The sequence below is a fragment of the Clostridium yunnanense genome (assembly GCF_016595795.1).
In the GTDB taxonomy this organism is placed as follows: Bacteria; Bacillota; Clostridia; order Clostridiales; family Clostridiaceae; genus Clostridium_AR; species Clostridium_AR yunnanense.
The window spans coordinates 50,630-74,701 of the sequence record NZ_JAENHN010000071.1; the positions used below are offsets into that span (position 1 = coordinate 50,630).

21 protein-coding genes and 1 other annotated feature are annotated in these 24,072 nt (G+C 30.8%); of the genes, 15 read left to right on the forward strand and 6 right to left on the reverse strand.

The genetic code is table 11. From position 1 onward, the window contains the following. Nucleotides 1-912, forward strand: a complete 912-nt coding sequence (locus JHL18_RS25205) for a glycosyltransferase family 2 protein (RefSeq protein WP_200274470.1) — start codon at nucleotides 1-3, stop codon at nucleotides 910-912. Nucleotides 913-1,107: 195 nt separating this feature from the next. Here the strand turns inward: JHL18_RS25205 and JHL18_RS25210 are convergent, their stop codons facing one another. Then, nucleotides 1,108-2,880, reverse strand: a complete 1,773-nt coding sequence (locus tag JHL18_RS25210) for a glucosaminidase domain-containing protein (RefSeq protein ID WP_200274472.1) — start codon at nucleotides 2,878-2,880, stop codon at nucleotides 1,108-1,110. Nucleotides 2,881-3,572: 692 nt separating this feature from the next. On the opposite strand from JHL18_RS25210, the gene JHL18_RS25215 reads away from it, so the two are divergent. The 9 genes from JHL18_RS25215 to JHL18_RS25255 all read left to right on the forward strand — a co-directional run bounded on the left by JHL18_RS25215 (nucleotide 3,573) and on the right by JHL18_RS25255 (nucleotide 13,339). Then, nucleotides 3,573-4,994, forward strand: a complete 1,422-nt coding sequence (locus tag JHL18_RS25215; protein WP_200274474.1) for a flippase — start codon at nucleotides 3,573-3,575, stop codon at nucleotides 4,992-4,994. Nucleotides 4,995-5,186: 192 nt separating this feature from the next. After that, nucleotides 5,187-6,071 carry a glucose-1-phosphate thymidylyltransferase RfbA gene (gene rfbA / locus JHL18_RS25220; RefSeq protein ID WP_200274476.1) on the forward strand — a complete coding sequence of 295 codons (885 nt, stop codon included), beginning with the start codon at nucleotides 5,187-5,189 and terminating at the stop codon, nucleotides 6,069-6,071. Between the two features lie 27 nt (nucleotides 6,072-6,098). Further along, nucleotides 6,099-6,671 (forward strand): dTDP-4-dehydrorhamnose 3,5-epimerase, encoded by a 573-nt coding sequence (gene rfbC, locus JHL18_RS25225; RefSeq protein ID WP_200274478.1) that lies wholly within the window; start codon nucleotides 6,099-6,101, stop codon nucleotides 6,669-6,671. 4 nt (nucleotides 6,672-6,675) lie between these two features. Further along, the gene (rfbB, locus tag JHL18_RS25230) at nucleotides 6,676-7,728 is read left to right on the forward strand and encodes a dTDP-glucose 4,6-dehydratase (RefSeq protein ID WP_200274480.1); all 1,053 of its coding nucleotides are present in this window, start codon (nucleotides 6,676-6,678) and stop codon (nucleotides 7,726-7,728) included. Between the two features lie 120 nt (nucleotides 7,729-7,848). Then, nucleotides 7,849-8,730: a dTDP-4-dehydrorhamnose reductase gene (rfbD, locus tag JHL18_RS25235; protein ID WP_200274482.1), complete on the forward strand. Its 882-nt coding sequence runs from the start codon at nucleotides 7,849-7,851 to the stop codon at nucleotides 8,728-8,730. A 285-nt stretch (nucleotides 8,731-9,015) separates the two neighbouring features. Beyond that, nucleotides 9,016-9,981: a glycosyltransferase family 2 protein gene (locus tag JHL18_RS25240; RefSeq protein WP_200274484.1), complete on the forward strand. Its 966-nt coding sequence runs from the start codon at nucleotides 9,016-9,018 to the stop codon at nucleotides 9,979-9,981. Nucleotides 9,982-10,036: 55 nt separating this feature from the next. Then, a complete protein-coding gene (locus tag JHL18_RS25245) occupies nucleotides 10,037-11,509 on the forward strand; it encodes an N-acetylmuramoyl-L-alanine amidase (RefSeq protein WP_200274486.1) in 1,473 nt (490 codons plus the stop codon). A 282-nt stretch (nucleotides 11,510-11,791) separates the two neighbouring features. After that, nucleotides 11,792-12,079: a hypothetical protein gene (locus tag JHL18_RS25250; protein WP_200274488.1), complete on the forward strand. Its 288-nt coding sequence runs from the start codon at nucleotides 11,792-11,794 to the stop codon at nucleotides 12,077-12,079. Nucleotides 12,080-12,277: 198 nt separating this feature from the next. Next, nucleotides 12,278-13,339: an acyltransferase gene (locus JHL18_RS25255; RefSeq protein ID WP_200274490.1), complete on the forward strand. Its 1,062-nt coding sequence runs from the start codon at nucleotides 12,278-12,280 to the stop codon at nucleotides 13,337-13,339. Nucleotides 13,340-13,420: 81 nt separating this feature from the next. On the opposite strand, the gene JHL18_RS25260 is transcribed toward JHL18_RS25255, so the two are convergent. Then, nucleotides 13,421-14,584, reverse strand: a complete 1,164-nt coding sequence (locus JHL18_RS25260; RefSeq protein ID WP_200274492.1) for an iron-containing alcohol dehydrogenase — start codon at nucleotides 14,582-14,584, stop codon at nucleotides 13,421-13,423. Between the two features lie 420 nt (nucleotides 14,585-15,004). On the opposite strand from JHL18_RS25260, the gene galU reads away from it, so the two are divergent. Next, nucleotides 15,005-15,880 (forward strand): UTP--glucose-1-phosphate uridylyltransferase GalU, encoded by an 876-nt coding sequence (galU, locus tag JHL18_RS25265; protein ID WP_200274493.1) that lies wholly within the window; start codon nucleotides 15,005-15,007, stop codon nucleotides 15,878-15,880. 89 nt (nucleotides 15,881-15,969) lie between these two features. Then, nucleotides 15,970-16,425 carry a GtrA family protein gene (locus tag JHL18_RS25270; protein WP_243278166.1) on the forward strand — a complete coding sequence of 152 codons (456 nt, stop codon included), beginning with the start codon at nucleotides 15,970-15,972 and terminating at the stop codon, nucleotides 16,423-16,425. 226 nt (nucleotides 16,426-16,651) lie between these two features. Here the strand turns inward: JHL18_RS25270 and trpS are convergent, their stop codons facing one another. Both trpS and JHL18_RS25280 read right to left on the reverse strand, forming a co-directional pair. Beyond that, a complete protein-coding gene (gene trpS / locus JHL18_RS25275; protein ID WP_200274496.1) occupies nucleotides 16,652-17,650 on the reverse strand; it encodes a tryptophan--tRNA ligase in 999 nt (332 codons plus the stop codon). Nucleotides 17,651-17,849: 199 nt separating this feature from the next. Continuing rightward, nucleotides 17,850-18,098 (reverse strand) — a binding site (T-box leader). Between the two features lie 58 nt (nucleotides 18,099-18,156). After that, complete coding sequence (locus JHL18_RS25280) at nucleotides 18,157-18,312, reverse strand: lmo0937 family membrane protein (RefSeq protein WP_183275844.1); 156 nt, start codon at nucleotides 18,310-18,312, stop codon at nucleotides 18,157-18,159. A 293-nt stretch (nucleotides 18,313-18,605) separates the two neighbouring features. Here JHL18_RS25280 and JHL18_RS25285 point away from each other — a divergent pair, with 293 nt between their 5' ends. Further along, nucleotides 18,606-19,154, forward strand: coding sequence for an ECF transporter S component (locus JHL18_RS25285; protein WP_200274498.1), 549 nt, complete (start codon nucleotides 18,606-18,608; stop codon nucleotides 19,152-19,154). A gap of 252 nt (nucleotides 19,155-19,406) precedes the next feature. Here the strand turns inward: JHL18_RS25285 and JHL18_RS25290 are convergent, their stop codons facing one another. Together JHL18_RS25290 and JHL18_RS25295 are read right to left on the reverse strand one after the other, a co-directional pair. Then, nucleotides 19,407-19,568, reverse strand: a complete 162-nt coding sequence (locus JHL18_RS25290; RefSeq protein WP_200274500.1) for a zinc-ribbon domain-containing protein — start codon at nucleotides 19,566-19,568, stop codon at nucleotides 19,407-19,409. Nucleotides 19,569-19,729: 161 nt separating this feature from the next. Beyond that, a complete protein-coding gene (locus JHL18_RS25295) occupies nucleotides 19,730-20,833 on the reverse strand; it encodes an endospore germination permease (protein ID WP_200274502.1) in 1,104 nt (367 codons plus the stop codon). Nucleotides 20,834-20,937: 104 nt separating this feature from the next. Here JHL18_RS25295 and JHL18_RS25300 point away from each other — a divergent pair, with 104 nt between their 5' ends. Next, entirely contained in the window at nucleotides 20,938-22,353 is a 1,416-nt protein-coding gene (locus JHL18_RS25300) for a spore germination protein (protein WP_200274504.1), read from the forward strand. After that, the gene (locus tag JHL18_RS25305) at nucleotides 22,337-23,461 is read left to right on the forward strand and encodes a Ger(x)C family spore germination protein (protein ID WP_200274506.1); all 1,125 of its coding nucleotides are present in this window, start codon (nucleotides 22,337-22,339) and stop codon (nucleotides 23,459-23,461) included. The genes JHL18_RS25300 and JHL18_RS25305 overlap by 17 nt, the downstream gene beginning before the upstream one ends. The last annotated feature ends 611 nt before the right edge of the window (nucleotides 23,462-24,072 follow it).

A 24,072-nucleotide genomic window follows, 5' to 3' on the forward strand; every position in this document is an offset into this window, starting at 1 on the left:
ATGGATAGTGAGAAAGGTTTTGTCAGTATTATACTGGTGAATTATAACGGAGAAAAGGATACAGTTGAATGTATTAAAAGCATTGAAAACTGTGTTAATCAAGATAACTATAATATAATAATAGTTGATAATAAGTCGAAAGAAGATTCTGTGAAATACATTGAACAGAATATTACTGATAAATGTATATTGATAAAAAGTGATAAAAATCTTGGGTTTGCTGGTGGTAATAATATTGGAATTAAGTATGCACTTGATCATGGTGCAGATTATATAGCTCTTCTAAACAACGATACAATAGTGGAAACAGATTTCATAGCTGAAAACATTCAAGTGTTTAATAAATATGAAGATGCTGGTATAGTTGGCTGTAGAATTAACTATTTTAGTGACAAAGATATAAGTTGGTATGAAGGTGGATACTTAGATTGGGATAGATATCTAGGAGTTCATTATGGATGCAATGGAATTGAATCTATGAATTTTAAAGCTGACAGTGAAATTACATTTGTAACAGGTTGCTTTATGTTAATAAAAAGACAGGTTTTTGCAAAAACAGGCTTGCTTCCAGAAGAATACTTTATGTATATGGAAGATGTAGACTTTTGTGCAAAGGTTCTAGATTGTAAATTCAAAATAATATATAATCCAAACTGTATCATATATCATAAAGTAAGTATGTCCTCTGGAGGACAAGGTAGCGCTTTTGAACTAAGATATATTAATAGAAATAGAATTATATTTTCTAAAAAGTATAGAAATAGATATTCAACGAAGAAGAAAATTAAAAATGATATCAAATTCTATCTTGCTAAGATATTTAGAACAGCTGAGTATTTTATAAAGGCGGACAATGAGAAAGCTAGAGCTATAATATCTGGAGTAATTGAAGGTATTAAATTCAAAAGCTAGGATGTACACCTCATATTGAAAAATATTATTTTTAAATTCTCTCACCAGAAGCTATGAGAGTTTTAAAAATAGATTTAGGATTGAAGTGGTACATCTATAGAAATATTTATATTTAGGTTTTAAATTTGTATAGAAAATAGGGTGTCCAAAATGTTTATAAAAACATCTTGAACACCCTATTTTTTACTTTATAAGTTATTGATATACTGGTACATCGAATACTATTGGAGCATCTTGTATCATATCAAAACATTTCTTAATATAAGTTGTTTGCTTGCGTGCCCATTCAGCATCAGTAGCATATTGATGTGATCCTGGTCTTTGAGGATTCCATCTCATTTTGTAAATAGTATCTTGTTTGTAAGTTGAGTTGTTTATATAACCACTTGCGATCCATGAAGCACCGCCATAAATAGCTTTGTCTACGCTTGTCCAACCTTTATCGTAAGCATAGTTAGCACCATTCATTGGGTTACTATCAACTGCTTGAATACCAAACAAATTATATGCTTTAGTACCGTTTATATATACACCTTGAGCAAGGGTAGAAGTACCATTTCCTGATTCTAGTATTGCGTGAGCTGCTAGATAAATAGGATTGACATTATTAGCTTTTGCAGCATCAATAAATACTTGTCCCTTATTGGCTAAAACTCCATTGCTACTAAAAAGTTGATTTAATTGACTAGCAGTAACGCCGTCAACGTAGCTTAATCTAACAAATTGATAAATACTTACTGGATCGTTAAGTATTTTTGCAGGATCAAGATTTGTAGTAACCACGTTAGTTATATTTTGATAGTCCCATGGAGAGTTTGTCCAATTTTTAACGCTTGATGTACTACCATCGGAGTTTGTTTGAGGTTGCCAAACGTAATATCCAGGAGTGTTATTTTGAATTTGAGCATATCTCCATTCCCATTGTTTTGTAGAATAATTTTGTATATTAATAGCTGGCTCTGTTGCCATTTGTTTGTTAATAAAACTTGATAGAGATATATTATAGCTTGAATATACGATTTGGTCCTTGTCGACTATTACTATTCTTATTCCTTCAAGTCTAAGCCCTTTTCCTACTGTACCTGCGGATTGTCCATCTTGTTTCCAATCTTGCCAACCCTCATTTTGTACGTGAACTTGATACTTTACATGATACCAAGCAGGTGCGCCTTCTAATGCGATTTGAATACCTTCTAGTCGTAAACCTTGTCCTTGAGTTCCAGCCATGTCACCATCGTATTTCCAACCTTGCCAACCTATGTTTTGGACATGAGTTTGATATTTTATTCTCATACCAGGTACAGGGTTTTTTAATGCGATATTTATACCTTCAAGTCTATAAGCTAATCCTTGAGTTCCACTAAACTGCCCATCATAAACGTAGTCTTGCCAACCTACATTTTGTACGTGAGTCTTGTAAGTAACTCCAAGTTTACCATAAAGAGAAGTTCCTTCTTTTACTATACGAATTTTTATACCTTCAAGTCTAAGACCTTTACCTTCTGTACCTGAAAGTTCTCCATCTTGTACCCAGTCTTGCCATCCAATATTTTGGACATGAACTTGATACTGAATATGATAACCAACAGGTTGACCTTCTAAAGCAATTCTTATAGCTTCAAGTCTTTCTCCTTTGCCTACTGAACCAGCTTGAGTTCCGTTATATTTCCAATCTTGCCAACCTTCGTTTTGAACATGTGTCTGATATCGTATCTTCATGCCAGGTATCGGATTTTCTAATGAAATATGTATACCTTCAAGTCGTAATGACTGTCCAGAAGTACCAGCAAACTGGCCATCATAAACGTAGTCCTGCCAACCTACATTTTGAACATGTGTGTTGTATTTAACACCTAAGGTTAGTCCAGTATTATCAGCAGCAAATGCTTTAACTGATGGTAACTGAAAAAGAAATAATAATAGAACAACTGGAGATAGAGCTAATAAACGTTTGATAAACTTTAACATATCTACCTTCCTCCCATTTTAATTTATATCAAATATAATTAAATATATTGATAGCACTTATCTCTCAATGTTTATAACTAATTAATTAATAAATAAAAAGATTATATTTAACGAGTTATTATAACAAAAATCACTAATAGCTTAGATAAAATAACCTTTTATAAATAACTTCTTTACGGAAGGTAACAAATTAATACAAAAAAATTATAACTTTTATGTAAGCGTTTGTCAAATAATGGGGGTATTATATAATCTTGTATCTTGTAAAAAACACTATTCTAAGAATATAAAATAAAGTAAATTATTTACTTATAAAAGGTAGTAAAATGTTTAGATATTTAAAAGATATTATATTATTTTAAAAATCATACGAAGAAAATAAAAGTTTAGTTTGTTTTAAATATTTAGTAATTTAAACATACGATATATGTAATCATAAAATCCTATTAGACAATATATACACATTATATTATAATTATGTGGTGAAAAAAATCGAAGTAAATGTCGATTCTATTAAAATGAAATGATTTTATTTAATGAATTTGTCAATTATATGTTTTTTATAGATGATAAAATGGTTTTTATAAATATACACTTAAAATACTCTTGCATTAAGATATATCCCTTTAAGTGTTACATTCATAGAAACCGATTTAAATTTGTAAATATCATAATACTTAGAGGAGAACTATATGAATAAAATAGCTAAAAATTTTATAGCAGTTTTTGTAGGGACTATGTCCAGTAAAGTTTTAAGTTTGTTAATGGTTGTTTATCTCGCAAGAGTTTTGGGACCAAATGATTTTGGAATAATAAACTTTTCTTCCGCTTTTATAATTTATTTTAGTATGCTTGGTAGTCTTGGATTACAAAGTTTGGGAATTGTAGAAGTAGCTAAGAATAAAAAAGAACTACGAAGATATGTAAATGAAATTACAAGTTTAAAGATTGTACTTTCATTGATATCCTTTGCACTTCTGATTGTTACAATTTTATTTATAGATAAGGACTTAGCAACTAAAATAACAATAATTATAACAGGTGTTTCGGTGATACTAAACTCATTTTTGTTAGATTGGGTTTTTAATGCGCTTCAAGAAATGAAGTATAGTTCTCAATCTCAAATAATAAGTTCATCAATAGCTCTTGTAATAGTAGTAATTTGTATAAGTACGGGTATCTTTACTAAGGTATATCTTGCTCCTGTAGCAACAAATATAGCTATGCTTTGTGCAAATATATATTTATTTCGTATCTACAGAAAAAAGACTAATAATAAATTCTCATTTGTATTTAGTATAGATAGATATAAAGATTTATTAACTAGGTCATGGCCGTTTTTCTTTTCAGGTGTGTTTGCAACTATTAATGGAAATATAGATACTATTATCTTAGGGTTTATGAAAGGTAACTATGAAGTAGGTCTATATAATGCAGCCTATAAGATAGTTTTAATTTTGATACAAATTGTTACGTTTATATTTACACCAATCTTCCCTGTTTTGATTGAATATTACAAAGAACGTAAACTAGACAAGTTATCTGTAATAATAAATAAAACAAGAAAAATAATATTAATGTTGGTTATGCCTCTTACTGTTGCAGCAATATTGCTATCTGAGATTATAATTAATACTTTATATGGTTCAAAATACGAAGGTGTAGGTTTTGCATTTACTATCTTACTTTTATATGTATGTTTACTATTTATAAGAGAACTTTATGGATATCAGCTTACAGCATTTGGATATCAAAAAAAGTATATGAATATAGTACTTATATCTTCTTCATTTAATATCGTTTTAAATATTATATTAATACCTAAATTTGGAATAGTAGGTTCTGCATTTACCACATTGGTAAGTGAGATAATTAATATATTTTTCATGGTTAATTCCGCAAGGAAGATAGTTGTTTTTAAATATGATAATAGTTATATTATAAAAATGATATTCGCAAGTATGTTAATGGCAGTTAGTATTATAGTTTTTAGAAATTTTACTTTGAACGCGTACATATTGTCAGGTATAGCAGCAGTAGTGTACTTTGCAGCTATATTTATTCTTAAAGTGATTACGCTAGAGGAAATTAAAAGTTTGAAAAAGGCTGAATAAAAAGTAAAGTAATGAAATTGATTTGATTAATCTGGGGAGTTAATTTGAGATTAGCTTGGACAATAGTTTAGGGATTTAATATAATATATTATAAGAGTTCGTTTCTTTATATAGGAATCTATAATAATTTAATATGTTTAAAATAAAAGACTATATAGAATAATATAAACTTACAATTGGAGGTTGTTAATTATGAAGGGAATAATTTTAGCTGGAGGATCAGGAACAAGATTATATCCAGTAACAAAGGCAATGTCAAAGCAGATGGTTCCAATATATGATAAGCCTATGATATATTATCCAATGTCAGTTCTAATGCTGGCAGGTATAAGAGAAATATTAATAATATCTACACCAAGAGATATTATTAACTTTGAAGAATTATTTAAAGATGGTTCTGAATTAGGTCTTAAAATTGAATATGCTATTCAGGAGGCACCAAACGGACTTGCTGAAGCTTTTATAATTGGTGAAGAATTTATCGGAGACGATAATGTAGCTATGATTTTAGGGGATAATATCTTCTATGGTCAAAGATTTAGTGATAACCTAAAGAAAGCAGCTGCTTTAGAAAAAGGTGCAATGGTGTTTGGGTATTACGTACAAAATCCAAAGGCCTTTGGTGTAGTTGAATTTGATGATAAGGGTAATGTTGTTTCTTTAGAAGAAAAGCCAGAAAATCCTAAGTCAAAGTACGCTGTTCCAGGTCTTTATTTCTACGACAATTCTGTAGTGGCAAAGGCTAAAGCATTAAGTCCGTCGGCAAGAGGAGAACTAGAAATAACTGATTTAAATAAGGTGTATATGGAAGAAGGATCTTTAAAGGTTGAACTTTTAGGTAGAGGTCTTGCGTGGTTAGATACAGGAACTCATGGCTCAATGCTTCAAGCTTCTAACTTTGTAGAAGCAGTTCAAAATACTCAAGGAACTTATATCGCTTGTCTAGAAGAAATTTCTTTTAGAAAGGGTTGGATTAGCTCAGAGGAAGTAAGAGAACTTGCAAAGCCTCTTATGAAAACTGGTTATGGTAAGTATTTAATAGATATCGTTGAGGAAGTAGAAAATAACAAAAGGTAATATTCTTATATATGAAGGTGAGTTACGATGGGAAAATTTAATTTTATAAAAACCAAGATAAAAGATTTGTATATAATTGAACCTACTGTATTTGGTGACAATAGAGGTTATTTCATGGAAACGTACAGTAAAAAGGACTTCTTTGAAGCTGGTTTAAAGATGGAATTTGTTCAAGATAATGAATCAAAATCTAAAAAAGGTGTATTAAGAGGGTTACATTTTCAAACAAAGCACACTCAAGGGAAGCTTGTAAGGGCTACCCAAGGTGCTGTTTATGATGTAGCCGTAGATCTTAGAAAAGGATCTCCTACTTTTGGTATGTGGGAAGGTGTTCTTCTTACAGCTGAAAACAAAAGACAGTTCTATGTACCAGAAGGTTTTGCACATGGATTCTTAGTAGTATCAGATGAGGCTGTATTTAATTATAAGTGTACTGATTATTATGCACCAGAATACGATAGCGGACTTTTATGGAATGATCCAGAAGTTGGAGTACAGTGGCCACTTGATGGAATAGAAGAACTTCTTTTATCAGATAAAGATAAAAAGCAAAAGACTTTAAAAGAATTAGATGTACCATTTGAATATAAAGGAGAATAATCTTATGAAAACATACTTAGTAACTGGTGGAGCTGGGTTTATAGGTTCAAATTTTGTACTTTACATGCTAAAAAAATACAATGATGTTAAAATAGTTAACTTAGATAAGCTTACATATGCAGGAAATCTTGAAAATCTAAAGGACGTACAGGAAAATCCTAAGCATATTTTTGTTCAAGGTGATATATGTGATAAGGAGTTAGTTACAGAACTTTTTGATAAATATGATATAGATTATGTTGTTAACTTTGCAGCTGAATCACATGTTGATAGAAGTATAAAGGAACCAGAAATATTTGCAAGCACAAATGTTTTAGGAACTGTTAACCTATTAAACTGTGCTAAAAATGCATGGGAAAGAGAAAATGGCTGGAAAGATGGAGTAAGATATCACCAGGTATCTACTGACGAAGTTTATGGTTCACTTGGAGATACTGGATACTTCATGGAAACAACTCCATTGGATCCTCATAGTCCTTATTCTTCAAGTAAGGCTGGAGCTGACTTTATGGTTAAGGCTTATTTTGACACTTTCAATATGCCAGTAACTATAACAAGATGTTCAAATAACTATGGACCTTATCATTTTCCGGAAAAGCTAATACCATTACTTATAAATAACTGCTTAAACCATAAAGATCTTCCTGTATATGGAGACGGTCTTAATATAAGAGATTGGCTTTATGTAGAAGATCACTGTAAGGCTATTGATATGGTTGTAAGAGACGGAAGAGTTGGAGAAGTTTATAATGTTGGTGGGCATAATGAAAGAACTAACATTCAGATAGTTAAGACTGTTATAAAGCATATCCACGATAATGTTGATGAAACTGTAACAGAAGATTTAATAAAGTATGTAGAAGATAGAAAAGGTCATGATAGAAGATATGGTATAGCACCTGATAAGATAAAAGAAGAATTAGGATGGTATCCAGAAACTACTTTTGAAGTGGGAATAGTGAAGACTATTGAGTGGTACTTAGAAAATAGACAATGGATGGAAAATGTTACTTCAGGTGAATACCAGAAGTATTATGAGAAAATGTACACTGTATAATAAAAATAAAGAGGGGATAAATCCTCTCTTTAATAAATTTGTAAAGAAAATATTTAAATCAATGTAGACTTTGATATAATTAAGTTATTGATACTTATTTTACATTTTGGAGGTAAAGTAATGAAAATCTTAATAACAGGATCGAAAGGTCAATTAGGAACTCAGATAATAAATATAATAAAGTCTGGAAAGTCAGAACTTGGAGCAATTCCACAAGGTGTTGCTAGTGCAGATATTGTAGGTATAGACGTAGATGAGCTTGATATAACAAGCTTATCAGCTACAAGAAAGTATCTTAATGAAGTTAAGCCTGATGTGGTTATAAACTGTGCAGCTTATACTAATGTGGATGGTTGTGAAACTAACGAAGATATAGCTTTTAAAGTTAATGCTATAGGACCAAGAAATCTTGCTATAGTTTGTGAAGAATTAGATACAAAGCTTATACATATATCAACAGACTATGTATTCAGTGGTGTTGGAACTAAAGCTTTAAAGGAATACGAGCTAACAGGACCTGTGAGTGTTTATGGAAAGACAAAGCTTGCAGGAGAAGAGTTTGTAAAACAATTCGCTAGTAAATATTTTATAGTAAGAACAGCTTGGCTTTATGGTTATAATGGGAAAAACTTTGTTTACACTATGATGAGATTAGGAAAAGATAAAGAATATATTAATGTGGTAAATGACCAAAGAGGTAACCCTACAAATGCTGAAGATTTAGCTCATCATCTACTTAAACTTGTAGAAACTGAAGAGTATGGAATTTATCATTGTACTGGAACTGGGGAGTGTACTTGGTATGATTTTGCTAAGAAGATAATGGAACTTTCAGAAATAGACTGTGAAGTTAGACCTTGTACTTCAAGTGAATTTCCAAGTCCAACAAAAAGACCAGAATTTTCTTCTTTAGATAATATGATGCTTAGATGTACAGTTGGAGACGAAATGAGAACTTGGGAAGAGGCTCTTAAGATATTTATAAGCAACTTAAAGCAATAATTATAACTTATTAATAAAATTATTATCCAGTTAGATTTGATAGAAACTCTAATAAGGCTAAAAACTATAAAACAACTAGTTTTTAGCCTTTAAGATTAGAGATAAGGTGCAAGTTTTTATATAGACAAGTATTAAGGTGAAATATATAATAATGATAGTATTATTAATAAATGAGAAAGTTTGTATGAGGTTTATAAGGTAAATATATTCTACAAGCAGAATGATGTTTGTATATAAGAGAAAATGATAGTTGCTGAAATCAATGTATAAGAGAGGATTGAGAATATGTTCTCAGTTATTATAGCTAACTGGAATGGAGAAGCATTAATTGAAAAATGCCTCCAAAGTTTTGTTAATCAAAGCTTTAAAGAGTTTAAATTGTACATAGTAGATAATGGCTCAAAGGATTCATCCATTGATATAATCAATGGATATTGCGAGGTCTTAAATATAGAGATTATAAAATTAGATAGTAACACAGGTTTTGCTTATGCAAATAATGTTGGAATGTTAAGAGCTTTTGAGGATGATAATTCATATATCATAACTCTGAACAATGACTTAGAAGTTGAAGAAAATTGCTTTAAAGTACTAAAGAGATTTATTGAAAGTAATGTAGGCTATGATATTTTTCAGATAACAATGATTAATTATTATAATAGAAGTTTAACTGATGCCACTGGCTTATCCTTTAATAAAAGGAATTTTGTGTCTCAAATGGGATATGGAATGAGTATTAATGAGATTTCTAACATGGCAATAGACATAGATGGTGCATGTGCAGGGGCTGCGGTTTATTCTAAAGCTGCGCTTAAAAAAGTTCAAGATGAAAATGGAGTTTTTGATTCAAGATTTTTTGCATACTTTGAAGATACTGATTTAGCTTTGCGTCTTAAAAATGCTGGGTTCAAAGCTGCATTAGTAAAGTCGGCAGTAGTTTACCATATGCATTCAGCTACGGGCAAAAAGGAATCTCCATTTAAGGAGTATTATTTAACTAGAAACTTCTTTCTATATCAGAAAAAGAATAGTAGTAGTATAAGATACTATATGAATATGCCTTTCTACATAAAAGCAATGATAGATAGAACTGCTCAACTTTTAAAGGCAAAAGAATTTGAATGTGCGAAGGCAAGAGTCAAAGGTATACTTGATTACCTACGAGATGAGCCAAATAAAAATATATTGGAAAATATTTCTTGTAAAGAAATATCCAAAAGTCACGATAAAATTTATGATGCCCAAATATAAGAGGTCAAAATCATATATATTAGTATCAAATTTTAGGGGGATGCAGGAGGGTTTTATGAAACGGATAATTTTATTTCTGGTACCACTGGTCATATGCTTATTAGGGCTTAAGATTGTAGCAAAAGCAGATGAATTACCAGGCATTAGGTACCAAAGCCATGTACAGAATGTTGGGTGGCAAGGCTATGTATCAAATGGCAGTGATTCTGGTACTACTGGTAGAAGTTTGAGGATGGAAGCTTTAAAGATAGAAGTAACAAATGCTACATCAGATATGAAGCTTAAGTATCAGGCACATGTTCAAAACGTTGGTTGGCAGGATTGGGTAGAAGGTGGACAGATTGCTGGGACTTCTGGTAGGTCACTTAGAGTTGAAGCGATTAAAATACAATTAGAAAATGCATCTGGATATTCAATTCAGTACCAAGTTCACGTTGAGGGCATAGGGTGGACAAACTGGGTTAAAGATGGACAACTTGCAGGGACTACTGGAAGAAGTTTAAGAGTTGAAGCTATTAGAATTAAGCTTGTTAAAAATAATGATACTAATAGTAACAATAACACAAATACTAATGGTAATGCTACATTAAAATACAGTACACATATTCAGAATGTTGGTTGGCAGCAACAAAAAAATGAAGGTGAAATTGCTGGGTTGCCTGGACAAGGACTAAGAATAGCAAGCTTAAATATAATTGGAAGTAACTTTCCTAGTGGCATGCAAATAACTTATCAAACCCACGTACAGAATGTCGGATGGACAAGCTGGGTTAATGGTGGTGTAAATTCAGGTAATGAAACAAGTTCTCTTAGGATTGAAGGTATTAGAGTTAAGCTTACAGGTAATACTGGAGATTATCACATAATATATAAGACTTATGTGGAAGGAAGAGGATGGCAAGGCTGGCTTAAAGATGGACAGAGTTCGGGATATGTAGGAAGAAACTTGAGAGTTGAAGCTATACAGGTAAAGCTAGTGAAAACTAGTGAATTAGCAAATTACGTGAAACCAAAAGTTGCAATAGATATAGGGCATAATACACAATGGGATTCTGGTGCAAAAGGCATAAAACAAGAAGATGAACTAACTAAGGAAGTCGGGGATAAAGTAATAAATAAATTAAAAGATCTTGGGTATAGTGTTATAGATACCCTGCCTTCAAGTGCTACTAGTACAGAGGACTCATTAACTCAAAGATCAGACTTCGCAAATAAAAATGAAGTAGAAAGATTTGTATGCATTCACTTTAATGTATTTGATGGAAGTGCTGATGGTTCGGAAGTATATTATCAAACAAATTCTGAGGTATCTAAAAGTTTAGCAACAGCTATACTTAACAATTTGACAAGCTTAGGTTTTACAAACAGAGGAGTAAAAACTAATAATTTTGCAGTTTTAAGAAATACTATTGCTCCTGCAGTTCTAATAGAAAGTTGTTTTATTGATAATACATCAGATATGAGCAAATATGATTCAGAAAAATTAGCTAATGCTATAGTTAATGGATTAGTGAGCAATGTTAAATAATTAATGAAAAAGTAGCAAATTGTAAAAAATAAGCACTATAAGGATAAACCTCCTTACAGTGTTTATTTTTTTGCAAAAGGGTAAATAATATAGTTAAAATGTCAATATTTGCTGTTAAGATGTTTGTTAATAGATTTTAGTTGCATTTTTATCGATTAATATGTAGAATATAATTGTAAATATTATATTAAATATTTAATAGTGTTAAAGAAATGATTATATTTAATGTAGAATATAATATTTAAGAAGTTATATGCTGGATTTGAAGGGAGGATAAATTTTATGGATGAATTAAAATTATATAGATGCACTATAGTTGGAGAGAGCGATAAGTACTTTACAGGCAAAGATGTATTAGGAAATAAACTATTAATAGCTAAGAATAAAAATACAAGAAAGTACAAGATAGGAACTGATGATTCATTTTATGCTTCTATAAAAAAAGAAGGTTTATTAGTGAAAAAAGATATATTATATCCTATAAGTTCAGCAGAATATGAAGAATTAGTATCAAATAAAGGAATGCATAGTATAGATGACGAGATAATTGAAAAAATAAAAAGAATATAATTACATAATGATAATGTATAGATAGTTTAATATAAAAATGGGCTGTAGCACTAAGAGATTGGTGCACGGCTCTTTTTAATAAAAAAAGAGTATCACTGTAAGCTGTAATCCATTCAGTAATATGTATTTTGTTGACATTAATGTCGTAAAAACTTATTATGTATAATATAATTATTAGAATCGGGGGGGCAGTTAGATTTGCTAACAAAAGAAAGAAATTTGTATTACGACTTTATAAGAATTATAGCCTGCTTTTTAGTCATAGTTAATCACACCATCGCACCATTTGATCACTTCGATTCTATTGGCTTAAGTAGTTGGTTAATAACTGATGTTATGTTTTCCTTATGTAAAATGGCTGTGTCACTTTTTGTAATGCTAAGCGGTGCTTTACTTTTGGGTAAACAAGAAAGCTACAAAAAGGTATTTGTGAATAGGACATTAAAAATAGTATCAATCTTATTAATATGGTCATCTATTTATTATATGTGGAATTGTTGGTATGATAAAAAGCTAATTAGTTTAGAAAAGTTATTAACAAATATACCTAATTATATAGCTAAACCTATAAGCTTACATCTTTGGTACTTATATATGGTAATTGGATTGTATATAATGCTACCATTTACAAGAAAAATGATAAAGAATTTTGATAAAAAAGACTCAATAATTTTTTTGGGAATTTGGATTGCTTTTTCGTGCTTTATTCCTTTTGTGAATTCGTTTTACCCTATTATTTTATCGGAAAACTTTCAGTTACCTATCTTTTATGGATTCTTTGGATGTTTTTTTGCAGGATATTATTTAGATAAAATACAGTTGAACAGAAAGATAATAGTGGTGTCTGTAATCATATTTATAACTTCACTTTTAACTAGTACAATCCACACATTATATTTTAGTAGTTTATTTGGATTTACATCACGTAAGTTGGACAATCCTCTTATATTTCCAGTGATGATATGTTCCATTACTTTTTTCTTAATATTAAAATATATATTAACTAATTTAAATTCTAAACTTTACAAATTACGTGTAAACAAAATTATTGTGGATTTAAGCAATGCAACACTTGGTATTTATGTGATTCATATGCTTATACATAATTCCTTGTTTCAAACTTCTATTATAAAAAATCATTTTTCAAATATATCATATTCAGTTCACCAAGTTATTGTTTATGAAATTATGCTGTTTATTATTTGTTATATAATAGTTACGTTATTTAAAAGAATACCACTACTAAAATATATTGTTTAATTACCTAAGTTTCATACTTACGAAGGTTACTAACTTTTAACAAAAAAGAGTTGCTCTTATTTAAGCAACTCTTTTTGATTATTATTCAAAAGCTATTTCTAATATTTTATATACGTCGTCTCTCTCTAGTCTCTTTAAAGAACCTAGCGCTCCTTGCTTAGCAACAGTATCAGCAATGAAATCTAAGTCCTTTTTTTCAACTCCAACTTCTTTTAGGGTTATAGGAGCACCTATTTCTTTATAGAAAGCTCTTAAAGCTTCTATAGCGTTTAAGCCTTTTTCTTCTCTAGTTCCTTCTGTTATGCCAAATATTTTTTCAGCAAATCTTTCGAATTTTTCAGGCCATATACTGTGAACATATTTCATCCAAGCAGGCATAACTATTGCAAGACCTGAGCCATGTGCTATATCATTAAACACACTAACTCCGTGTTCAATTCCGTGAGAAGACCAGTCGCCTCTTCTTCCAACTCCATTTATTCCATTTAGTGCAAGGGTTGCTGACCACGCTAATTCGCTTCTTGAATCATAGTTAGAAGGATCTTTTATTAAGATTTTTGTATGTTTAATAATAGTTCTTATGATACCTTCTGAAAGTTCATCTTCCATATCTGTGTTTGAAGTGCCTCCAAAATAAGCTTCAAATACATGACTTAAACCATCTACAGCCCCATTGACTGTTTGAATAGTTGGAAGTGTTTCTTGAACTGATGGGTCAAGGATTGAAACCTTTGGAAAAAGTAGATGAGAGCCAAAGCCCCACTTCTTGCCTTCAGATTCGTTCGTTATAACTCCACCAGCATTCATCTCTGATCCTGTTGCCGAAATAGTAAGTATAGGGAATATAGGAAGAGCTTTAGTAATTTGAGCTTTTCCTTCAAAGAAGTCCCAAACATCTCCGTCATAGAAAGCTCCAGCTGCAATTGCCTTAGCAGAGTCCACAACGCTTCCTCCGCCTACTGCAACTATCCCCTCTAGATTATTATCCTTAACTATCTTAATAGCTTCATGCACCTTTGAAAGCACAGGATTAGGCTTAACCCCTGAAACTTCGATAAAATCTATATTATGTTCTTTAAGTGATGCAATTGCTGTATCGTAAACACCATTCTTGAATATTGAGCCTTTTCCATATAAGAATAAGACTTTTTTAACTCCAAAGTTGCTTACATGATTTCCTATAGTCTTAATTGTATCTCTACCGAAGACTAATTGAGTTGGATTATAATAAGTAAAGTTTAACATTTTAAATTCTGCCTCCTTCAAACTAATATAGATGAACCACTTCATAATTAAATTTATATTTTCAAATTCTTCTCTCAGAATCCATAGAAGTTTTGAAAATAGATTTCGGATTGAAGTGTTTCATATTTAGTCATTGTATCTATATTTTAGAACATTAGGTATATAATATACAATAGTGACAATATAAAATTGTGTAATTTTTATAGTAAGTATAAATATGTTAGTATATGGATAAAAAATATTTGTTTTAACGGAGTGGTAGTTTAAATAATATTTAATTGGATATATTTATAAATAGAAAATAATAAAACTGCTTAATATAGTTTGATAGGTTACTAACTTTATGTAAAATAAATTGTTATAATTTTTCCATTATGTTAAAATGTAAATGTTAAACTTATTGATTGGAGGACGTTTGTTATGAAAGTTAAAAAGGCTATAATTCCTGCTGCAGGACTTGGAACTAGATTTTTACCAGCAACAAAAGCACAACCTAAGGAAATGCTTCCTATAGTTGATAAACCAACAATTCAGTATATAATTGAAGAAGCTATAGCTTCAGGTATAGAAGAAATACTTATAATAACAGGAAGAAATAAAAAGTGCATAGAGGACCATTTTGATAAGTCTATTGAACTTGAGATGGAACTTGAAAAGTCAGGTAAAAGTGAACTTCTAGAGTTAGTTAGAGATATAAGTGATATGGTTGATATACATTATATAAGGCAAAAAGAACCAAAAGGACTTGGTCATGCAATTCACTGCGCTAAGGCTTTCGTTGGTAATGAACCTTTTGCTGTTATGCTTGGTGATGATGTTGTTTACAACGATGGTCAACCATGCTTAAAGCAACTTATGGACTGCTATGGTGAATATAATACTACAATATTAGGGGTTCAAGAAGTAGCTCACGAAAACGTTAATAAATATGGAATAGTAAACGGTATACATATAGAAGATAGGGTTTACAAGGTAAAAGATCTAGTTGAGAAACCATCAATTGATGAGGCTCCAAGTAATGTTGCTATTTTAGGAAGATATATAATAACTCCAGCAATATTCGATATACTAGACAACACTGCACCAGGAAAAGGTGGAGAAATACAGTTAACTGATGCACTTAAAACTTTGATAAAGCAAGAAGCTATGTACGCTTATAATTTCGAAGGAAATAGATACGATGTTGGAGACAAACTTGGATTTTTACAAGCAACAGTTGAGTATGCGTTAAGAAGAGATGATTTAAAGGAAAGTTTTACTCAGTATCTTAATTCAAGACCTTGGGACAATGCTTAAGTTATAATTACAATTTCAGATTTCTTAGGGTGAAAATAGGAGACAGAAATTATGCTCCTATTTTTCTTTTTTACATAATTATCACGTGTTTGGGTGATAAATTTAAGGCTATAATGAGTTTAAAGGTTATAAATATATTTTTTTGTGGTGATGAGATGAAGGAAATGTTAAGATTTATAAGATTTGGAATAGTAGGGGTTATGAATACTCTAATTACTATTATAGCATTTTGGATATTGGGCAAATTCGGAATAAATTATATTTTGGCAAATACTCTTAGTTACCTTATAGGCGTGGTAAATAGCTATTTTTTAAATAGCAAATGGGTGTTTAAGGTAAATGCAAAGAACAGTGAAAGAAGTGTAAAGTTTGTTATTATCAATCTTATTGTACTAGCTATTAATAACTGCTTGCTCATATTGTTTGTAAGTAAGTTCAGCCTAGATAAGCATGTAGCACAGATATTAGTGATTGGAATATGTATGGTGCTAAATTACTTCTTAAATAAGAAATGGACATTTTCAGAGGAGATAAAGAATAGATAAAAGGCATTAAATTATTATTCCTTGGAATTATAGGCTGATATATAGCTAGAATATACGACGAAAGCAAAAACAGACCACTATACATAAAAATGAGTAGATTAAGTCAAGATATATTAAAAATTTATGCACTTCTACAGTAGATGCCATATGAGCGAACAATAATATTAATTCCTTGTACTGCTTATATGGCATTGGATGTAGGAGTACTTTATTTTCAGTATCAATATTATCTAGGAATGAATCCAATCTTCTTTTGCATTTTTCTTAAGTTCTTAGTAGCTAAATAATTAGCCTTTTCTGCGCCCTTTTTATAGACTTCCTCTAGGTAAGACTTATCAGCTAAAAGTTCCTTAACTTTATCTTGAAGAGGAGAAAGCTCAGCAACTATTGTATCAGCAACATCACTTTTAAGCTCAGCGTAGCCTTTTCCTATATAGTCTGTAACTACTTCTTCAGGTTTTAAACCTTTTATGGCACATAATATATCTATAAGGTTCTTAACTCCAGGTTGTTCGTTTGTATAGTTTACAACTCCAATACCATCAGTAACAGCTCTGCTTATCTTCTTTCTTATAACTTCTGGTGGATCTAGAAGTAAGATGAAACTGTTTTGATTTTCATCTGATTTAGACATCTTCTTTGTTGGCTCTTGAAGGCTCATTATTTTTGCACCTTCTTTAGCTATATAGCCTTCAGGTACAACAAAGGTTGGGCTGTAGGCATTGTTGAATCTTTGTGCTAAATCTCTAGCCAATTCTAAATGCTGTGTTTGATCCTTTCCAACAGGAACTAAATCTGTATTATATAAAAGTATGTCAGCGGCCATAAGAACTGGATAATTGAAAAGTCCAGCTACTATAGAGTCGCCCATTTTTTGTGACTTATCTTTATATTGAGTCATTCTTCCTAGTTCACCCATATATGAATTACAATTTAAAAGCCATGCTGCTTCGCTGTGGGCAGGTACATGTGATTGTATGAAAAGAGTATTCTTTTCAGGATCTATACCAGCGGCTATATATATTGCTAGAACTTCTAGTGTTCTTCTTCTAAGATCTGCAGGTACTTGCTTAACAGTAATTGCATGTAAATCTACTACACAGAATAGACAGTCGTATTGATCTTGGAGTTTAACCCAGTTTTTTATAGCTCCTAAATAATTCCCTATGGTTAATTCTCCAGAAGGTTGAATGCCGCTAAATATTACTTTCTTTTTGTCTTCCATTGTTTATTCCTCCTACTCGGTTATAATGATGTATCACTTCAATAAGAAAAATATTTTCAAAACCTCAAGTGGTGCGGTAAGGGAATTTGAAAATGTAAATTTTATTAAGAAGCGGTACAGTAATATAGATAACTTTTTTATAATTAAATTATCTATAGTATAGTTTTTTTGAAAATAAAAAAGCCCTATGGATAAAAATCCATAGGGCGTATAAAACGCGGTGCCACCTATATTCAAGAGAAGTTCCGTCTCTTCTTTAATTAAGATACAATAATATCCTATCTCTATAACGTGAGAACACGACCAAAACTACTTAATTACATATAATAATTTTTCGTCTAAGTATCTCGGAGATCCATTCAACTTAAACAACAATACTGTAATTTCACCGTCTACAGCTCTCTGAAAATGTGAACTTAAGTTTACTATTTCTCTTCTTTGATTTTAGAATATAGAAGTAATAATTTGATACTTCTATAATATGACATATAAAACAAAGTGTCAACTCAGACTTTATTCTTTCTTCCGAAGATCAAATTAACTATAAAAATTATTGCTGCTACTACAAGAAGAATGTTGATAAAGTAACCTCCTATTCTAAAGATTATTCCAAGTAACCAAAAGAATATTACTATACCTCCAAGCCATCTTAGGAAAGCCATATAATCACCTCCTTTTTAGTACAGATGATTTTAAGAAATATTAAAACTAAATTTGCTTGTGTAATAATACATTTTTATATCTTGATACTAGTATTAGTAAAAATAAAATAATAATACATTAACTTTGTATCGGTACATTTGCAATGTAATGTATTATGTTATATCATCCATTTATGGATTAATTATCATTAAATTTCTATTGAAATTTAGGTACTTCTACATCCGATACTTTAATAAACTTCGCTAAGAATTAATATAAAAATTTATTAAAAAAAATTAAAAGGGGAGATATTATGGAGAATTCAAAAAACTTAAAAGTTAAAGATTTGGCTTTAACAGGATTAATGATTGCATTAGTTTTTATAGCTGGGAATATAATTAAGATTCCTACTGCTGGTGGTTTTGTGCATTTAGGAGATTGTATGGTTTTGCTTTCACCAGTAGTACTAGGTAAAAAGAGGGGTGCATTAGCGGCTGCTTTAGGTATGGCTATGGTAGATATAAGTGGAGGATGGCTTATCTGGGCTCCGTTTACTTTTGTAATAAAGGCTGGAATGGCTTATATAGCTGGAGTGGTGATTGAAAAGTTCAAGAGTACTTATGTTTCATATATAGTAGGATTTATTTTAGCGGCAATATTCATGATTTTTGGATACTTCTTGGCTGGGATAGTTATTGCAGCAGCTACATCAGGAAATGGATTTTCAACTGCAATAGTGGGCGGAATTGCACTTGCAGCTAAAGATGTTGTGGGAAATATACTTCAAGCCACCGCTGGTGTTGTTATAGCATTACCTCTGTCGGCAGCTCTTGTGAAGAAGAGGAGTAGTGCTAGTATTTAATTATAAAAAAAGGTCGCTGAAGAAATCTTTTCAGCCACCTTTTTTCACACATCTGCTTTTCTGAACGTATATTGGGAAAGTTTAGAGGTAAGTAAGCTTTGTTTTTACTGTATAGCCACAAAAAAACTTGTAAAAACATTAAAATATCTAGGTTTAGTTACCTCGGAAATTTTATAATTTCGGATGCAGTAAAAAAATAACCCAGTAATCCACGTTGGATTACTGGGTTTACTCAAAATCTCGAAAGATTAATTAGAATCTATCTCTTTGTTTTTGAGCTTTTCTTGCTTTTCTGCATTCTGGACATCTTACAGGATCGTTTTCAAATCCTTTTTCTTTGTAGAATTCTTGTTCTCCAGTAGTGAAAACAAATTCCTTTCCACAATCTCTACATAATATTTTCTTATCTTCCATTACAAAATCCTCCTTTAAAACTCATAGGCTATTTTGGATATTTACTGCCATACCAGTCTTAAAAGGGTAGGTTAGTAAACAGAAAATTTCCTATAAAATTTTAATAATATTCACACCTATATTATAGCATATTTTAGCATATTTTCAACTGGATATTTTCTTTAACTATTCTTCTTAAGCTTCAGTTTTCCTCTGTTTCCGTGAAAATGCTTTGCTCTATAAATGCTAAAAAGTATCAATGGAAAAACTAAAAATATCAAGAGATAAATGTATTGATTTATTTCTAAAATATCCATGAATATGAAAGCATTATTACCAATTAATAGTGAATAAATGTAAAGTAATATTGAGAGCATTGTTACAAAAAGTAATTTGTTTTTTATATTGTTTCTAAACAACATTACAATTCCATTTATAGCTAAGATATATTTTACCATCAGCCCAACTACACACAAGATCAGAACCAGTAATTCTCCATTTTCAATAAAGTTTCCGTAGGATATTCTTTGTACCTGCCTAAAAGCAGGGAATAAAATGTTTTTTGCTCTCATAGAACCTAAACTTGCAATATGTCCAGTTATTGCAAAGCATACCAAATCTACGGACAATAACACTCCTATAAAAAAATGAAAAGTAAAACTTTTAGTTTTTTGCACATTTTTCAGTAAAGGAAAAATTATTGCAACGCAACTAAAACCTCCTAGGAACTCTAATCCACAACGGATCCTGTTATAAAGTGAGTTGTATTTAAATAGGGGGAATAGGTAGTCAAAATGTTTATATCTATGTACTAATATCTCTATTACAACTATGGTTATTAATACTATAGAGGTTGCAATAAGTACTATATTCAGTATACTGTTGAAATTCCTAGAGGAGATATACACTGCGGGAACAATAAAGAATAACATTATATACCAAATGGGACTTTCTATAAATAGATTTACATGTATGGAACTTGCTTCTACTGCAGCACTTTCACCAGCAGAGATAAATAGACCAATTGCAAATAGCCATAGGTAAACCTCACCAAATCTATGGCCGATGGCGCCATGAATGATTTCTCTAAAATTAAAAGTCTTAGCTTTGGTAAAAGTATTTACAATGTATAGAATTAAAATCATAAATACAATTGATGAAAGTATACCAATAAGCCAAGTATCTCTTCCTCCTGCAGATATAAATATCGATGAAAAAATCTTCATAGATACTATCATAGAGCCTGCTATAAAAAGTATTAAATGTTTTGATGACAATCCTTCCAAAAAATTCACCTCTTTTGAGAATCCTATAATTACCTTAATTTATTATTCTCCAAAAAGTGAATATTAAACATTTTTAGTGAAGATAATATTTTTAGGTGATGATTATGAAAAATACAAAAGATTATATTTCAGAAAAACTAAAGGATTCTTTTGACTTAAAGGTTAGGGAGGTTGATACGGCACTAGGAAAAGCTACTGTGTTATTTATAGATGACATGTGCTCAACAGTATTTGTGAGTCAATATATTGTTGCTCCTTTAAAAAATACTAAAGAAGGTATAAATTCTATAGATGATATGGCAAACAGAGCCTTGGATATAAATATATTAGGCTATGCCAAGAATGACGACGATGCCATACTTCACATATTATCAGGCGATGTTATAGTGTTGTTTGACAATTATGATGGCAAGATACTGTATTGTGAGGCTAAGGGCTTTATAAGAAGAGGTGTAAGTATACCTGTTGCAGAAGCGGTTTTAAAAGGCCCAAGAGAGGGTTTTACAGAAGCTTTTGTGGATAATGTTGCATTGATAAGAAGAAGGATAAAAGACCCAGACTTGAAGTTTGAGCCTATATATGTTGGTAACAAATCTAATACAGTAGTATGTCTTACGTATTTAAAAGGCACAGCGCCAAAAGGACTAGTTGATTATGTAAGAAATCAGATAAATGAATTAGATTATGAATTTATCTTAGATACAAACTACATAGAGAATAAGCTTAGAGACAAGAATACAATTTTTGATACAGTAGGATACACTGAGAAGCCTGACACTGTAGTGGCAAAATTAATGGAGGGAAGAATTGCGGTGTTAGTGGATGGAACGCCTTTCGTGATGACTGCACCATGCTTCTTTGTAGAAAACTTTCAAGCTCAGGATGATTATTATATAAATAGGTATTATGCTAATTTTACGAGGTTTATGAGATGGCTTGCTTTCTTTTTCGCAGCATTTTTGCCAGGTTTATATCTAGCTATAGTAACTTATCACTTTGGAGTAATTCCTTCGTTATTTGTCTTTAGACTAGCGGTTTCTAGAGCCGGTGTGCCAATCCCTACTGTAGTTGAAGTTATACTTATGATGATTTTCTTCCAGTTAATAAAAGAAGCAGGACTTAGACTTCCTCAGCCAATAGGTACTGCGATGAGTATAGTAGCAGCACTGATACTAGGAGATGCTGCTGTTGGAGCAGGTATCGCTTCTAGAATAACAATATTAGTAGTTGCAATAAGTTCTTTGTCATATTTTTTAATTCCTAGAATATATGGAGCGATTACAGTATGGTCGATGCTTTTGGTAATTATGGCTGCATTTTTAGGATTACCTGGTTTCTTTGTTGGAATAATGCTATTGTTTGCTCACATATGCAATCTCAAGTCATGCGGATATTATTATATGTTTCCTATAGGAACTTTAAAAAAGTTAAAGCTTAAAGATATAGTATTTAGAGGACCATTAGAAGATATTTCAAATGATTTTTTAGGTGAGGATGATACTAATGAAAAGATTAAATAGAATGGTTTCAGCTTTATTGATTATATGTTTATCCGTAGGACTAACGGGATGCTATAACTATAGGGATATTAACAGGGCTACATTTGTAACCAGTATAATTTATGATATTGATGAAAATAAAAATACAGTTTTGTATTTGGATTGTGTTATGCCTTACAGAAGCACAAATGAAAGTTCTGAAAAAGGAAGAAGAATGGTCTTTAAGGGACAAGGGAAAACTGTTCTAGAAGCAATGAGAAATGCAAGTACCTTTTCAAGTTTTAAGCTTAATATGACACAATGTAGGGCGTACATCTTCTCTGAGAGAGCAGCAAAAGAAGGAGTTGGGCAATTTATTGATATAATGGCCAGAGATCAAGAGTTTCTTATAAGACCTTACGTATTTGTGTTTTTTGGGCAAGTTGAAGATCTTTTCACAAAGGTAAAGTCAGACGAAGAGTACCTAGGAATTTTTTTAAATGACTTGGTGTATAAAATGAAATCAAGTCCTAGAACCATAGCAACTAACTTAAATGATTATCTAACCAATAGAATCAATGGAGGTAATGTTGCAGTTTTAGGTGGATTAGAAATTGTAAAAGATATTATGGAAAACAGAGTGCAGATAAAAGGTGGAGCTATTCTTAAAAATGATAAACTTGCTGCGAAGCTAAGTATTGAAGAAGCACTTAGTTATAGTTTTTTAAGTAATAATGTTCAGAGTGGAACCTTGGAGATAAATAATCCTCAGAATCCTGATCAATTTATAACTCTTGAGATACTTAATTCTAAGACTAAAACTGATTTGAAATATGATGGTGAAAGAATAAAATTATACAAAACTATAAATATAAGATGTGATTTAGCTGAATCTCAAGGAAGGCTAATAGTAGATAGAACTGTAAGAGATTATATAAAAAGTGCTGAAGAGCAAAATGTGAAGAAGTATCTTAATATGGTGTTTGATACTTATAAATTGCAAGATTTGGATGTGTTTAAGGTAGGAAGGTTACTTGAGGAGAAATATCCTAATGCAAACCTAAAAGGTGAGCTTATGGAAAAAACTGATTTGATACTAGATGTAAATGTAAATTTAGAAGGACCTAGTGTAAGAGAACATACATTTTAATGTCGTAATTAAAAAGTTATTGATTTTAAAAGTTTAGATGAATTAAAGAATTTACTTAACATGTAAAAATTTGGGGGGCATGTGTATAAAAATGCCCTTGAAATTCTTGATGTAATAAGGCTCATAGGCTAAAATAACCATATGAACAATAAACTCCATAGGAGAGAAGTTTAAAGGTTAAGCCTTAGCGGGTTAAGTGCAAAGTTGGATGAGATTTGTAGTTAAATTAATGATTTGTTTTATAATAATGTAATAAAATGGTTATTTTTTTCGATTTACAAATTAAACCTAATAAGATAAAATAATATTGTATGTCGTAAATTATTAAAAAATCCTAGATACTCTAATAATGACATATTAGAGCTTGTTTTTACCCTTTATAAAGTTGAAGATTTAAATAATATATTATGTATAGATTGATAGAGAATGTTCTAAGTTTAATTTGTAAAATATTTTAATATAATGTTAAAAATGTATTTAATGGTGTGCCAATTCATAATAAAATCTAAATTGCTACTAACTAATTAATAAAATTATTAGCTTAGATCTATAAGGCAGAACTGGGATATCTATATATAGAGTTCTTATGTCGAAACTTAATTTATACTTGT